The sequence below is a fragment of the Streptomyces sp. DI166 genome, from assembly GCF_900091315.1.
Lineage (GTDB): Bacteria > Actinomycetota > Actinomycetes > Streptomycetales > Streptomycetaceae > Streptomyces > Streptomyces fuscus.
The window spans coordinates 13,669-27,376 of sequence record NZ_FLSP01000045.1 but is presented as its reverse complement, the minus strand read 5'-3'; the positions used below and the strand labels follow the sequence as shown (position 1 = coordinate 27,376).

Below are 13,708 nucleotides of genomic sequence, written 5' to 3'. Positions count from 1 at the left end.
GTTACCGCTTAGTAATGTCGCCTCGCAGGCCCGAGGAGCCCCGAAATGCAACTCGCCGCGATCATCGTGTCGATGGTCCTCATGGCAGTCGGCGTCGCCCTGTTCGGCCGTGCCATCCTGCAGCTCGTCCGCTTCATGATGCTCGGCCAACCGCTGCCGGCCGGGGCCCGGACCAACGACCCCGTCGTGCGGACGATCACGGTGGCCAAGGAGTTCCTCGGCCACACCCGGATGAACCGCTGGGGCATCGTCGGCGTCGCGCACTGGTTCGTGGCGATCGGCTTCTACACGCTGCTGCTGACCATCGTGAACGCCATCGGCCAGCTCTTCCAGGCCGACTGGCTGCTCCCGGTGATCGGCGAGTGGGCGCCGTACAACGTCTTCGTCGAGTTCATCGGCACCATGACCGTGCTCGGCATCGTGGTCCTCATCGCCGTCCGGCAGCTGTCGCGGCCGGGCGGGGCGGGCCGCAAGTCCCGGTTCGCGGGCTCCAACACCGGCCAGGCCTACTTCGTCGAGACGATCATCCTGATCGTCGGTGTCTGCATCTTCATGCTGCACGCCCTGGAGGGCGCCCAGCACCACGTGGACAGCTACGAGGCGTCCTTCTTCATCTCGTACCCGGTGGTCTCCGCCCTTGAGGGCCTGGACCTGTCCACGCTGCAGAACCTCACCTACTTCTTCGCGGCCCTGAAGATCGCGGCGTCCTTCATCTGGATGATCACGGTCGCCCTGAAGACCGACATGGGTGTGGCCTGGCACCGCTTCCTCGGCTTCCCGAACATCTGGTTCAAGCGCAACGCCGACGGCGAGCCCTCGCTCGGCGCGCTGCTGCCGATGACCTCCGGCGGCAAGCCGATCGACTTCACCGACCCCGGCGAGGACGACGTCTTCGGTGTCTCCCAGGTCGAGCAGTTCTCCTGGAAGGGCCTGCTGGACTTCTCCACCTGCACCGAGTGCGGCCGCTGCCAGTCGCAGTGCCCCGCCTGGAACACCGGCAAGCCGCTCTCCCCGAAGCTGCTGATCATGTCGCTGCGCGACCACGCGCACGCCAAGGCCCCGTACCTGCTCGCGGGCGGCGGCAAGACCATGGAGGGCGAGGAGAAGGCGTCCGAGGAGCAGCTGGCCGGTGTGCCCGCCGCCGCCCTCGCCGAGGCCGAGCGCCCGCTGATCGGCACCGCCGAGGAGAACGGCGTCATCGACCCGGACGTGCTGTGGTCCTGCACCACCTGCGGCGCCTGCGTCGAGCAGTGCCCGGTGGACATCGAGCACATCGACCACATCGTCGACATGCGCCGCTACCAGGTGATGATCGAGTCCGCGTTCCCGTCCGAGGCGGGCACGATGCTCAAGAACCTGGAGAAGAAGGGCAACCCCTGGGGCCTGGCCAAGAAGCAGCGCCTGGAGTGGACGAAGGAAGTCGACTTCGAGGTGCCGGTGGTCGGCAAGGACATCGAGGACCTCTCCGAGGTCGAGTACCTGTACTGGGTCGGCTGCGCCGGCGCCCTGGAGGACCGCGCCAAGAAGACCACCAAGGCCTTCGCGGAGCTGCTGCACATGGCGGGCGTCAAGTTCGCGATCATGGGCGGCGACGAGAAGTGCACCGGTGACTCCGCCCGCCGCCTCGGCAACGAGCCCCTGTTCCAGGAGCTCGGCATGGAGAACGTGGCCGCGCTGAACATGGCGTTCGGCGAGGAGATGGACGACGAGGGCAAGGTGACCGAAGAGTCCCGCAAGCCCAAGTCGGCCAAGAAGATCGTCGCCACCTGCCCCCACTGCCTGAACACCCTCGGCAACGAGTACCCGCAGATCGGCGGCGACTACGAGGTCATCCACCACACCCAGCTGCTGCAGCACCTGGTGGACGAGGGCAAGCTGGTCCCGGTCACCCCGGTCGAGGGCATCATCACCTACCACGACCCCTGCTACCTGGGCCGCCACAACAAGATCTACACGCCTCCGCGCGAGATCATCGCCAACGTCCCGGGCCTCAGGAACGAGGAGATGCACCGCCACAAGGAGCGCGGCTTCTGCTGCGGCGCCGGTGGCGCGCGGATGTGGATGGAGGAGCGGATCGGCAAGCGCATCAACAACGAGCGCGTCGACGAGGCCCTCTCCCTCAACCCGGACATCGTCTCCACCGCCTGCCCGTTCTGCCTGGTCATGCTGACCGACTCGGTGAACGGCAAGAAGAACGACGGCAAGGCCAAGGAGTCCATCCAGGTCGTCGACGTCGCCCAGCTGCTGCTGGAGTCGGTGAAGACGCCGGTCGACCCGGAGGGCCAGGCCGCCGAGGAGAACGAGCCGGAGCCGGAGCCGGTGAAGTAGCCCGCCCACGGCACCGTGGGACGCCCCCTGCCCGACCGGGCGGGGGCGTTTCCCTTCCCCGTGGTCTCCCCGCTCGTCCACACCGGTTCCCCCTCGGTCACACTGGGGAGAAGGACCCCACCCAGGAGAGGCACCGCAGATGATCATCTTCGGCACCAAGGGCTACCTGTACCAGCTGGCGATCCTCACCCTGGTCTGCGGACAGTGCGGCAACCCCGCCGCGCACACCCTGCGCAAGCGGGTCACCAAGTTCACGCTGTTCTTCGTGCCGCTGTTCCCGGTGTCGACGAAGTACTCCACCCAGTGCACCTTCTGCGGCCTCGAACAGAGGCTGACGAGGGAACAGGCGGAACAGCTCCAGGCCCAGTCCGCGGGAGCCCAGCCGTACGGCCAGCCGCAGCAGCAGCCGTACCAGTAGCCGTACGGCCGGCCGCCCCGGCTCAGGCGGTGCGCACCCCGCGCGCCAGCATCCCCAGCAGCGAGGCGTTGACCAGCCCCGCCGCCACCGTCCCGGCGACGAACACCAGCGAGCCGAGCCACTGCGCCCCGCCGACGGGCACCGCGAGCAGCAGGGCGCCGAAGCCGAGCGGTGCCGTGGCGAAGACCGGCCAGATCGCGGCGAATCCCGGGTCCGGGGAGATGTGGACCGCGTACAGGAAGAACCCGATCGCCACGGCGACCAGCGCGAGATAGCCGCGCGAGAGCCAGTTGTCCGTGGCGGGCGCCAGCAGGGCGCGCAGACGTGCGGAGCGTTCCATGTCCGTTGTTCCGTTCTCCGAGTCGTTCACGCGTGCCGCTCGGCGCGCATGCGGTGGGCGAGGGCGCCGGCCACGGCGGCGTTGACCAGCGCGCTCAGCAGCAGCCATACGGCCGCCAGGACGCCGGCGAGCGTGTCGCCCACCGGCGGCACGGCGATCGCCAGGGTCGACAACGGCGCCGTGAGCAGCAGCGGGACCGCGCCGAGGAGGTTCTCCGGGAGGGCCAGGCCGACGGCCACGCCCGCCGCGAGGAGCGCCCAGTAGGCACGCGCGGCCCAGTTGTCCGTGGCGAGGGTCAGCAGTCGGCGAGGTAGTGAGTCCTTCGGCGGCATCGCGGGTCCCCCCTGGCGTCGGTCCGTGTCCAGGTGGATTCCTGGTCGGTGGATCCTGTCCGGTGGATCCTGTCCGGTGGATCCTGTCCGGTGGCTTCCACAGTGGACCGGCGCGGGCGCCGCGGCATGAGTACACGTACTCAAGGAAGTTCCCCCGAACTCACGTACAACCTTTGAGCACCAGTACGAGTCTCTTGATCGCCGTACTGGACGCACGCCGTGGGACAACTCCGGCGAACGCGACCGACGGCACCCCATTGACTGCGGATGTCCCCCCGACATCCCCGCATGCCGCAGGAGAACCCGCATGCACCAGCCCCTGCGCCTCGCCCTCGCCGCGGCCACCGCCGTCGCGCTTACGGGCGGGATGCTGACGTTCACGGCCGCCACCGCGACGGCCGCGAACTCCACCGCCGTCCCCAAGGCCGACTTCAACGGCGACGGCATCGGCGATGTCGCCTTCTCCGCCGACGGCGCCTACGTGAGCGGCAGGAAGCAGGCCGGCCAGGTGGTCGTCCTCTACGGCACCGCGACCGGCGTGTCGGCTGCCAAGCGCCACACCATCAGCCAGAACACCACCGGCACCCCGGGCTCCTCCGAGGCCGGCGACCGCTTCGGCTACGACACCGCCTACGGCGACTTCAACGGCGACGGCTACGACGACATCGCCGTCGGTTCCGCGGGCGAGGACGTCGGCAGCGACAAGGACGGCGGCACCCTGGCGATCCTGTGGGGCTCGGCCTCCGGCATCACCGGCAAGGGCACCACCGTCGCCGACCCGGCCCCCTCCAAGCACGACCGCTGGGGCGAGAACCTCGCCGCCGGCGACTTCGACGGCGACGGGAGGACCGACCTCGCGGTCGGCACCAACGTGGCCACCATGTACGTCTTCAAGGGCGGCTTCACCACCGGCGGCGCCACGGGCGGCAAGTACACCGTCAAGCCCCCGATCATGGGCTCGGACGCGGGCGGACCGCTCAACCTGTCCGCCGGTGACGTCAACGGCGACGGCCGCACCGACCTGGTCGTCGACGGCTTCGAGACCGAGACCGAGTACGGCTGGAACCGCAACTACTACCTCCCCGGCACCGCCACCGGCCTGTCCACGACCGGCCTGAAGCAGCTCAAGCCCGGCATCATCACCGCCATCGGCGACATCAACGCCGACGGCTACGGCGACATCGTCAGCGGCGCCCAGTGGAACCCCACCCTGGAGGACGGCACGACCGTCCCGGACTCCGCCAAGGGCGGCAAGGTCTGGGTGACGTACGGCACCGCGAGCGGCCCCGGCACGGCCACCGGCATCACCCAGGACACCGGCAACGTCCCCGGCACCTCCGAGGGCAACGACTTCTTCGGCTACGAGCTGGACCTCGGCGACATCAACGGCGACGGCTACCTCGACCTCGGCATCGGTGTCGCGGGCGAGAACATCGGCGACGACGTCGACACGGGCACCGTCACGGTCCTCTACGGCACCGCGAGCGGCCTGAACACCACCTCCGGCGCCCAGTCCTTCTCCCAGGACTCCGCGGGCGTCCCCGGCTCCAACGAGGACAACGACGGCTTCGGCATCGACCTCAAGGTCGACGACGTCAACGGCGACGGCAAGGCCGACCTGGTCGTCGGCTCCGCCGAGAACGCGGGCAACGGCGCGGTGACCTACCTGCCCTCCAACGGCACGAAGATCACCACCTCCGGCTCCCGCGCCGTCTCCCCCAGCACCGCGGGCGTCGCCACCACCGGCTCCCCGTACTTCGGCGCCAACTTCGCCGACTGAGCACCCGTACGGCCGTTCACGGGCCCGCGCCCCGGGGTGCGGGCCCCCGCGACCGGAGCACCCTGTCGCTCGACGCGGCCGGCGCGGGCCTGAAGGACAACGCGACGTTCGGCTGGATCTTCGGCAAGTGACGTACCGAGCAGGACCGACCAGGACGGACAGGAGTTCCTCCTCATGACCAGACGCACGGCCGCCGCGCTCGCGACCGCTCTCCTCGCGACCGGTGTGTCCCCGCTCCTCATGACCGCCCCCGCCTCGGCGGCGGTCGCCAAGCACTACGACGACTTCAACGGCGACGGCCACCGCGACGTGGCCTACGGCGGCGTCAACTACGGCGACCGCTCCGGCGGCACCGTCACAGTCGTCTACGGCACCGCGAGCGGCCTCGACACCGCACACCCCAAGTCCATCCACCAGGACAGCCCCGGCATCCCCGGCACGGACGAGGAGGACGACCAGTTCGGCGCCTCCCTGGCCAGCGCCGACCTGAACAAGGACGGCTACGCCGACCTGGTCGTCGGCAACCCGACCGAGCACGTGGGCAGCAAGCGCTACCGCGGCTCGGTGACCATCGTGTGGGGCTCCGCCTCCGGCCTGTCCGGTGGCACGAGTGTGACCCCGAAGTCCGGCGCGCACGGCCACTTCGGCAGCGATGTCGCCACCGGCGACTTCACCGGGGACGGCTCGCCCGACCTCGCGGTGATCGGCGGCTCGGAGGCCTGGCTGTACCGCGGCTCCTTCAAGAAGTCCGGCGGTACCGGCACCGTCTCCAAGATCGACAAGGTGGACGCGGGCTGGTACTCGTACGGCCTCGCGGCAGGCAAGGTCAACGGCGACGGCAAGACCGACCTGGTGATCCTCGGCGAGCAGTTCGTCAACAACCAGCCGGTCCACCGCGCCTGGTACCTCAAGGGCAGCTCCGGCGGCCTGACCTCGGGCCCGTCCAAGACGGTCACCGCGACGAACGCCGTGATCGGCGACTTCGACAAGAACGGCTACGGCGACATCGCCTTCGGCCGCCCCGACTCCCACGACGGCAAGGGCTCACTCCTGGTCTGGCGCGGCACGTCCTCGGGCCCGAGCGGCTCGATGATGTACAACCAGGCCAGCTCCGGGGTCGCCGGCAGCCCGGAGGCGGACGACAACTTCGGCTACGCCCTCGCGGCCGGGGACGTCGACGGCGACGGCTACGCCGACCTCGCGGTGGGCGTCCCGCACGAGGACGTCGGCGGCAACGAGGACCAGGGCGGGGTGACCCTGTTCCGCGGCGGCCCCGGCGGCCTGACGGGCACCCGCTCCTCCTGGATCCCGCAGACGGTCACCGGCCCGGCGCAGGAGTACGCCGCCTTCGGGCACACCGTACGACTGCGTGACGTGACCCACGACGGCAAGGCGGACGTGGGGATCGGCGGCGGCGCGGACACCTCGGTGGTGCTGCGGGGACCGTCGGTGACGGGTGGCTTCACCCTCCCGGGGTTCAGCGGCCCGTTCACGCACTGAGGCGGGGAGATCCGCGGGAAGGTATGCCGGGAGCTCCGCAGAGAGGTCTGCGGGCGACGGTTGAGCGAGCGCCCCCGGAGCCAACCCCCAATCCCCCCTTAGGGGATGTCACAGCTCGGCCGCAAAGCCGAGCCCGAAACGCCGGGCCCGGCACGTCACTCTCCGGGACCAGGTACGTTCGAAGACGTGGCTGGATTCAGGATGGGACGCGGAGGCCGGGACAACCGGACCCCGCAAGGGCAACCGCAGCAACCTCCGTACGGGCAGCAGGCCCCGTCGTACGGCTACCCCCCGCAGGGAGCCGGGTACGGAGGTCAGGCCGGCCATGGCGCCTACGGCGGCCATGGCGGCCACGGCGAACCGGAGTACTTCGGCGACGGCGGACACCACCCGCACGCCCACGGCGGCGGCCCGGACCCGTACGCGGCGAACAACCCGGGTCACACCCAGGCGTTCTCGGTCCACGACGACCCCTACAACCAGGCCCAGACCTACCAGGCGGGCGCGGCCCCGGTCGGCCCTCGCCTGCACTGGAAGGACCTGCTGAAGGGAATCTTCCTCTCCCCGGACCGCACGTTCCTCCAGATGCGGGACTACACGGTCTGGGGCCCCGCCCTGATCGTGACGTTCCTCTACGGCATGCTCGCGGTCTTCGGCTTCGACGAGGCCCGCGACGACGCGATCAACGCGACCCTCTCCAACGCGGTCCCGATCGTCCTGACGACGGCCGCCGCGATGATGCTGTCCGCCTTCATCCTGGGCGTGGTCACCCACACCCTGGCCCGCCAGCTCGGCGGCAACGGCGCCTGGCAGCCCACGGTCGGCCTCTCCATGCTGATCATGTCCCTCACGGACGCCCCCCGCCTGGTCGTCGCCATGTTCTTCGGCGGCGACGCGGGCTTCGTCCAGATCCTCGGCTGGGCGACCTGGGTGGCGGCCGGCGCCCTCCTCACGATGATGGTCTCCCGCAGCCACGACCTCCCCTGGCCAAAGGCCCTGGGCGCGTCAGCGATCCAACTGGCGGCACTGCTGTCGATCGTGAAGCTGGGAACGTTCTAGAAGCCCCCGGAACGCAGAAAGGACTCCCGCACGTATACCGCGCGGGAGCCCTTCCTTTTCGCTTCCTTCTCATCGCCAGGCCCTGTCAGGCGTCGAGAACCTGCCCTTTCCGCTTCACCGCGGGGGGCTCGACACTCCACGGGAAGTTGATCCAGTCGTCCGTCCGCTTCCAGACGTACTCGCACTTCACGAGGGAGTGGGACTTCTCGTAGATGACGGCGGAGCGGACCTCGGCGACGTGGTCGAGGCAGAAGTCATGGACCAGCTTGAGCGTCTTGCCGGTGTCGGCGACGTCGTCGGTGATCAGGACCTTCTTGTCGGAGAAGTCGATGGCGTTGGGGACGGGAGCGAGCATGACAGGCATCTCCAGCGTGGTCCCCACCCCGGTATAGAACTCGACGTTCACGAGATGGATGTTCTTGCAGTCGAGCGCGTAGGCGAGTCCGCCGGCGACGAAGACGCCACCGCGGGCGATGGAGAGCACGATGTCGGGCTCGTAGCCGTCGTCGGCGATGGTCTGGGCGAGCTCGCGTACGGCGGCGCCGAACCGTTCGTAGGTGAGGTTCTCGCGTACGTCGCTGCTCATGCTCACACCTGCGTCCGGTGGAAGTTGAGGTAGGACCGGGAGGCGGTGGGCCCGCGCTGCCCCTGGTAGCGGGAGCCGTAGCGCTCGCTGCCGTAGGGGAACTCGGCGGGCGAGCTGAGCCGGAACATGCACAGCTGCCCGATCTTCATCCCCGGCCAGAGCTTGATCGGAAGGGTGGCGAGGTTGCTCAGCTCAAGGGTCACGTGCCCGGAGAACCCGGGATCGATGAACCCGGCGGTGGAATGCGTCACCAGCCCGAGCCGCCCCAGCGAACTCTTCCCCTCCAGCCGCGACGCGAGATCGTCGGGCAGGGAGATGACCTCGTACGTGGAGGCGAGCACGAACTCACCGGGGTGCAGGATGAACGGCTCGTCCCCCTCGGGCTCCACCAGCCGCGTCAGGTCGGCCTGCTCGATGGAGGGGTCGATGTGGGGGTACCGGTGATTCTCGAACACCCGGAAATAGCGGTCCAGCCGCACATCGATGCTCGACGGCTGCACCATGGATTCGTCATAGGGATCGATCCGTACCCGCCCGGCGTCGATCTCGGCCCGGATGTCCTTGTCTGAGAGAAGCACGTCCCGAGGATACGCAAGGCGCGCGGACCGACCGAATCGGACGGCACCGCGCGCCTGGTACTCCCTCTTCCTACCGCTTCTCCAGGGCCACCGGCACGACACTGCGCAGCCGGGCACAGCGCGGACACCGGACCAGCCGTCCGGGACCGAGCCGCTCGGCCTGCTGCATCGGGAACGAGGCGGTGCTGAACACGTGCCCATCGGCACACTGGACGACGGTGCGCTCCATCAAGTCCTTTGAGTCCCTTCCCCAAGAGCCGCACCCGGCTGCTGCCCGCCGGGTGACGAAGCCCCACATTACGGGATGAAAGGGACGCCCCTCCAGGCGGCACTCCGATCCCGCCCAGACCCTCTACGCGCCCCCCACCGTACGCCCCAACTCCGGCCCCCCGCAGCCGCATCCCACCCCTGAAAACCAGTCAGGCCCCCGGGGTCCGAGCACCGGGGGCCAGCCATGAGGTAAAGTGAGCGAGCAGTCGGACACCGACTCCGGTCGGCGTCTTACGCGGGTGTAGTTTAATGGTAGAACATCAGCTTCCCAAGCTGAGAGCGCGAGTTCGATTCTCGTCACCCGCTCCACGAAGAAGGCCCAGGTCAGAGACCTGGGCCCTTTTGCTGTCCGATGCGATCAGTCGCCGCGTGCCAGATTCGTGCCAGAACGCTGATCATCCGACTCGGCCGCAGCAGCTTCCTGGCGTGCCTTGCGTACGGTCGCGTCGAGTCCGGCAGCAACTTCCTGCTGTCGTTCGTCGTCGGAGTGCTGATAGATCAGCGCCGCCTTCTCGGAGGACTGCCCTGCACGCACCATCGTGTCCTTGAGAGTGGCGCCCGACCGGGTCGAGAGCGTGTGCCCGGTGTGACGAAGGTCGTAGAAACGGAAGCCCGCGGGAACACCGACGACCGTGCGGGCCTTGCGCCACTTACGCCCGAAGGTGCTGCGGCGGAAAGGAGCACCCTTCTCGCCGAGGAAGACCAGACCATCGGGCCCCTTACCCGCGAACAGCTCCATGTGGATCCGCAGCTCCGGGCGCAGGAACTCAGGGAGATGGATAGTCCGGGTACCGGCCGCTGACTTGGTGTCGCCAGGGGCGCGACGACCGTTCGTCCGTTCAGGTTCGGCGACACGTACTGTGATCTTCAGGCGCTCGACGTCGACGTCCCGGCGGCGGAGGCCGGCCAGCTCCTCGGGGCGGAGCGGACCGTACGCACCGAGGTAGACCATCAGGCGCCAGCGCGGACCGAGCTGATCGGCAAGGGCGTCGACCTGAGCGACGGTGGCGATGCGCCGTTCGGCCGCCTTCTCCTTCCCCGCGCCCTTGATCCGGCACGGGTTGCGCTTGATCAAGTCGTCGTCCACGGCCGTCTCCATGATGCTCTTGAGCAGCCGGTAAGCCTTGGCGGTCGTGGTCTTGGCCCTGGTCGTACGAAGGCGCTCGGCACGCCATTCGCGGACCAGAGGCGCGGTGATCTCGTCGAGGTCGGACTCACCGAAGACGGGAAGTATGTGGTCGTCCAGAAGGTAGCGGTACAGGTCCTCGGTCAGAACCGACAGCTCCCGCTCCTCCACCCACTTCTCCGCGTAGACCTTGAAGTTGACCGAACCCGCATCGGGGTCTCGCCAGTCTCCGCGCCGGATCTCTGTCTGCTTCTCGGCAAGCCAGTCGTCGGCGTCCGCGATCGTCCCGAAGGTTTCCGGTGCCGGTCGCATCACGCCGTCAGGGCCCGGATAGCGCGCTTGATAGCGGCCGGACGGCAGCTTCCTGATCGCTCCGAAGCGGCGCCTCCTCCCCTTCTTGTTGGCCATCAGGCAGCCCTCCCGTACCTCGGGCGGGGTCGCCTCAGCGGCTCGACCGTGCGGGACCTGATGAACTCCTCAAGCGCGCTCTGCGGGATACGCACGTGCCGACCGATCTTCACGTACCGGATGCGCCGTTCCTCGATCAGCCGCCGGGGAAAGCGCGCGGTCGTGCCGAGCAGCTCGGCCACCTGGTCGACGGACAGGTACCGGTCGTTCATGTGGTGGGTTCTCCTTCCGTTCCGGGGGCGGGTTCGAGAGATGCGGCCAGCCAGGCTTCGGCGTCGGACAGGCCGGTTCCGGCGAACGCCCAGTGGGCGAGGACGTATGTCGTCGTCTCGGGTTCGTCGGCGGTTGCTTGGGCGCGGCGCCATTCGGCGCGGGCGTTGCGGAGCGCGCCGAGGGTGGTCGAGTAGCGGCGGGACTTGGTGGAGAAGTGGCCGCGGAAGCCGAGCATGTGGGCCCAGGCGCGCAGGCGGAGGTGTTCGAGGCTCTTGCGGGCGCCGAGAGTCCAGGCAGTGCGGATCAGGCGGCGGGCGTGGTCGCTGATGTCGAGCTGGGCGAGTTCCGCGGCGAACTTCAGCGGGCGGTCGAGGGCTCCCGTCGCCGTTTCGGCGCCCTTGGTGGCGTACTTGGCGATGTACGCGGCGACCGCACGCTCGGTCAGCTCCTCGCCGCCGGTGAAGTCGGCGGAGCGGATCGTGCGGATGTCGAGTTGGCGGCCGAAGGTGAAGGTGTGGGCCCGGCCGTCGATGGTCGGGCCGTCCACGCGGACCTTGGTCGCGGCGGCCTTGATGGCGTCGGTGAGGAGTTCGGCGGTTGCCCAGGGTGGGGGTGGGGTGTTGCCGCCGCCGGGGCCGTCAAGGCGTATGACGGCGTGGAAGTGGACGGCGCCGCGCTTTTGGTACTCGGCGACCTTGGCGAAGGAGACGCGGGCGTGTTCGCGGAACCGCCGCTGGGAGAGGCCCGCGCGCTTGGCGACCTCGCGGCGCAGGTAGGTGGAGAAGCGGCGCCAGAGCTGTCCGGCGTGGGCGTTCCAGAGGACGGCTGCTTCGTAGTCGTAGGTGTCGGGGTCGAGCGGTGTGCCGAGGGCGGTTTCGTCCTGGTCGTGGTGGGTGCCGCAGCGGCAGGGGCGGCCGGTGGAGGGGCAGTTGTGGACCGGGCCGAAGCTGGGGGCGGTGAAGGTGGCGAAGACGCGGGGGTGGGCGGCGACCTGTTCGGGGGTGCCCTTGCCGCCTCGGAGTCCGGCGGTGATCAGGTGGAAGGTGTCGCGGCGGTAGACCTCGGCGCAGGCCGCACAGCGGGTGGTGCGGCGGTTGTTGCAGCGGACCAGGAGCTGCGCGGCGGGGAGGGCGGCCGAGTCGAGGTGGCGGAGGACGCGGCCGATCTCTCCGGTCGTGGTGTCGATGTCGTACTCGGTGCGGTGGCCGTCGAGGCGGATCGGGTGGGTGCAACCGCCCAGGGTGGAGAGCTGGCGCACGATACCCGGAAGTTTGCCGTCCGAGGCCAGGTTCGCGAGTTCCGGCAGTGGGGGCGGGGTTGTGCGGGTGAAGATGGCGTTCTCCTTCTGGTTGCTGGTCTGGGAGGGAAGGCTGCGGGGCGGCGGATGCTTGGCGGTGTCGCGCCGCCCCGGAGCCGGGCGCCGGTCAGCGCCGGTTGTATTCGCGGAGCAGGGAGCGCAGGACTACGGCGGCGATCGCCACGGAGATGGCCGAGACGGCGACGGCGGTCAGGAGCGCGGTCAGGACCACACCGCCCGTGATCACGGCTACGGCCGTTCCGGCACTGATCGAGACTGGCGGCAGCGAGCGGCGTACGGGCGCGGGGTCGGTCGGCGCGTGGATGTGGGCGGGCGGCGGAGTCGGGCTGTCGGGGTACTTGGGCAGGAACACGGCGGACCCTTTCTCATCTACTCGTCTAGTCATGTGAGCCGTTTATGACGTCCACGCCGGAACGCGTGCCGGACTCGATGGCGGGGGCGAGGAAGGTGTCGGAGAGCCAGAAGCCGAAGAGGGCGATCAGGACGACGATCCAGACGCGGACGCCGAGGAACTTGACCGCTCCCCAGGCGAAGAAGCCGAGGACGACGACGAGCGGCAGGCTGACGGTCACGGGTGACGGAGTCCTTTCAGCGGACGGGGCAGCGGTGGGTGCGGGCAGCCAGCTCGGCGGCGGCCCGGCTGTCGTAGTCGGCGGAGAAGCCGCAGCGCGGGGCCGTGCAGGCGGCGGTGTGGGTTTCGCGGCCCCGGTTGTCGTATGAGGTGCCGACCTGGACGGGACCGATGCGGACGACGTTGCGGAAGCGGCGGTTGGGGGTCATGCGGGGCTCCTTTCAGAGCTGGGCAGCGATGGCTTGGGCGAGGGGCGGCGGTGCGCCGAGGCGGGCCGGGAGGGTCGGGGTGTCGATGGGCGTGCCGGTGCGGGCGCGGTGCTCGGCGGCGACCTTGCGGGCGTGTTCGAGGAGGGCGGCCGGGACGGGGAGGGCGGAAGGTTCGGGCGGTGTCTCGATGGCCGGTTGCGCGGGTGGTTCGTCGTCCTGGGGTTGGGGGGCGGAGTGGGCGAGGAGCGTTCCGCCGAGGAAGGCGACGGCGGGCCAGCCCGCGACGAGGATGCGCAGCCATGCCGGCACCTGGCTCATGTCGAGCAGTCCGGCGGTGGCGACGTTCGCGCCGAGGGATGCGGCCAGCGCGATGACGAACCAGCACCACCCCGCCGTCTTCACCTCACCGGAGCGGAGTCGACGCCAGGCGGCGACGAGCAGCAGGTCGACGCTGACCGGGTAGGCCCACGCTTTCCACCCGTCCTGTCCGGCCGCCGAGGCGACGTCGTGCAGGTGGGCGAAGGACAGCGCGGCGGCGATGACCGCTTGGACGAGCACCGCGTCGACGCGGGCCAGGTGGGCGCGCATGGTGCGGCTCCTTTACGGATTCGGGCAAGGGAGGGGTAGGGAGTTGGCGTGGGGCTGTCACGCCGACCGGGGTGGGGCGGGCCA

At 69.5% G+C, this 13,708-nt stretch carries 17 protein-coding genes and 1 tRNA gene; 6 read left to right on the top strand and 12 right to left on the bottom strand.

Translation table 11 applies throughout. The features are described 5' to 3' along the window. Window positions 1-45: 45 nt before the first annotated feature. Together GA0115233_RS22000 and GA0115233_RS21995 are read left to right on the top strand one after the other, a co-directional pair. Entirely contained in the window at window positions 46-2,328 is a 2,283-nt protein-coding gene (locus tag GA0115233_RS22000; RefSeq protein ID WP_093721989.1) for a (Fe-S)-binding protein, read from the top strand. 139 nt (window positions 2,329-2,467) lie between these two features. After that, complete coding sequence (locus GA0115233_RS21995; RefSeq protein WP_093721988.1) at window positions 2,468-2,746, top strand: zinc-ribbon domain-containing protein; 279 nt, start codon at window positions 2,468-2,470, stop codon at window positions 2,744-2,746. A 22-nt stretch (window positions 2,747-2,768) separates the two neighbouring features. Here the strand turns inward: GA0115233_RS21995 and GA0115233_RS41840 are convergent, their stop codons facing one another. Then, window positions 2,769-3,086: an SCO4225 family membrane protein gene (locus GA0115233_RS41840; RefSeq protein WP_255310304.1), complete on the bottom strand. Its 318-nt coding sequence runs from the start codon at window positions 3,084-3,086 to the stop codon at window positions 2,769-2,771. 26 nt (window positions 3,087-3,112) lie between these two features. After that, window positions 3,113-3,418, bottom strand: a complete 306-nt coding sequence (locus GA0115233_RS41835; protein WP_255310303.1) for an SCO4225 family membrane protein — start codon at window positions 3,416-3,418, stop codon at window positions 3,113-3,115. Between the two features lie 307 nt (window positions 3,419-3,725). On the opposite strand from GA0115233_RS41835, the gene GA0115233_RS21985 reads away from it, so the two are divergent. The 3 genes from GA0115233_RS21985 to GA0115233_RS21975 all read left to right on the top strand — a co-directional run bounded on the left by GA0115233_RS21985 (window position 3,726) and on the right by GA0115233_RS21975 (window position 7,757). Further along, complete coding sequence (locus tag GA0115233_RS21985) at window positions 3,726-5,198, top strand: VCBS repeat-containing protein (RefSeq protein WP_093721987.1); 1,473 nt, start codon at window positions 3,726-3,728, stop codon at window positions 5,196-5,198. Window positions 5,199-5,372: 174 nt separating this feature from the next. Beyond that, window positions 5,373-6,698 carry an FG-GAP and VCBS repeat-containing protein gene (locus GA0115233_RS21980; RefSeq protein ID WP_093721986.1) on the top strand — a complete coding sequence of 442 codons (1,326 nt, stop codon included), beginning with the start codon at window positions 5,373-5,375 and terminating at the stop codon, window positions 6,696-6,698. 105 nt (window positions 6,699-6,803) lie between these two features. Continuing rightward, entirely contained in the window at window positions 6,804-7,757 is a 954-nt protein-coding gene (locus tag GA0115233_RS21975) for a Yip1 family protein (RefSeq protein ID WP_093721985.1), read from the top strand. An 85-nt stretch (window positions 7,758-7,842) separates the two neighbouring features. Here GA0115233_RS21975 and GA0115233_RS21970 read toward each other — a convergent pair whose 3' ends face one another. The 3 genes from GA0115233_RS21970 to GA0115233_RS41140 form a co-directional block, all read right to left on the bottom strand. Continuing rightward, a complete protein-coding gene (locus GA0115233_RS21970; RefSeq protein WP_093721984.1) occupies window positions 7,843-8,343 on the bottom strand; it encodes a phosphoribosyltransferase in 501 nt (166 codons plus the stop codon). 2 nt (window positions 8,344-8,345) lie between these two features. Further along, on the bottom strand, window positions 8,346-8,921 hold the full coding sequence (gene dcd, locus GA0115233_RS21965) for a dCTP deaminase (protein ID WP_093721983.1): 576 nt from the start codon (window positions 8,919-8,921) through the stop codon (window positions 8,346-8,348). A 70-nt stretch (window positions 8,922-8,991) separates the two neighbouring features. Beyond that, on the bottom strand, window positions 8,992-9,150 hold the full coding sequence (locus GA0115233_RS41140; RefSeq protein WP_176711896.1) for a hypothetical protein: 159 nt from the start codon (window positions 9,148-9,150) through the stop codon (window positions 8,992-8,994). A 276-nt stretch (window positions 9,151-9,426) separates the two neighbouring features. Here GA0115233_RS41140 and GA0115233_RS21960 point away from each other — a divergent pair. Beyond that, window positions 9,427-9,500, top strand: a tRNA-Gly gene (locus GA0115233_RS21960). Between the two features lie 49 nt (window positions 9,501-9,549). On the opposite strand, the gene GA0115233_RS21955 is transcribed toward GA0115233_RS21960, so the two are convergent. The 7 genes from GA0115233_RS21955 to GA0115233_RS21925 all read right to left on the bottom strand — a co-directional run bounded on the left by GA0115233_RS21955 (window position 9,550) and on the right by GA0115233_RS21925 (window position 13,624). Beyond that, complete coding sequence (locus tag GA0115233_RS21955; RefSeq protein WP_093721982.1) at window positions 9,550-10,725, bottom strand: tyrosine-type recombinase/integrase; 1,176 nt, start codon at window positions 10,723-10,725, stop codon at window positions 9,550-9,552. Next, window positions 10,725-10,937 (bottom strand): excisionase family DNA-binding protein, encoded by a 213-nt coding sequence (locus tag GA0115233_RS21950; protein ID WP_093721981.1) that lies wholly within the window; start codon window positions 10,935-10,937, stop codon window positions 10,725-10,727. Before GA0115233_RS21950 ends, GA0115233_RS21955 begins: the two co-directional genes overlap by 1 nt. After that, a complete protein-coding gene (locus GA0115233_RS21945; protein ID WP_093721980.1) occupies window positions 10,934-12,244 on the bottom strand; it encodes a replication initiator in 1,311 nt (436 codons plus the stop codon). The genes GA0115233_RS21950 and GA0115233_RS21945 overlap by 4 nt, the downstream gene beginning before the upstream one ends. Window positions 12,245-12,362: 118 nt before the next feature. Then, on the bottom strand, window positions 12,363-12,608 hold the full coding sequence (locus tag GA0115233_RS21940; RefSeq protein WP_093721979.1) for a SpdD protein: 246 nt from the start codon (window positions 12,606-12,608) through the stop codon (window positions 12,363-12,365). Between the two features lie 25 nt (window positions 12,609-12,633). Next, window positions 12,634-12,828, bottom strand: a complete 195-nt coding sequence (locus GA0115233_RS21935) for a hypothetical protein (protein ID WP_093721978.1) — start codon at window positions 12,826-12,828, stop codon at window positions 12,634-12,636. 16 nt (window positions 12,829-12,844) lie between these two features. After that, window positions 12,845-13,036, bottom strand: coding sequence for a mobile element transfer protein (locus tag GA0115233_RS21930; protein WP_093721977.1), 192 nt, complete (start codon window positions 13,034-13,036; stop codon window positions 12,845-12,847). Between the two features lie 12 nt (window positions 13,037-13,048). Next, on the bottom strand, window positions 13,049-13,624 hold the full coding sequence (locus GA0115233_RS21925; RefSeq protein ID WP_093721976.1) for a DUF2637 domain-containing protein: 576 nt from the start codon (window positions 13,622-13,624) through the stop codon (window positions 13,049-13,051). Between the last annotated feature and the right edge of the window lie 84 nt (window positions 13,625-13,708).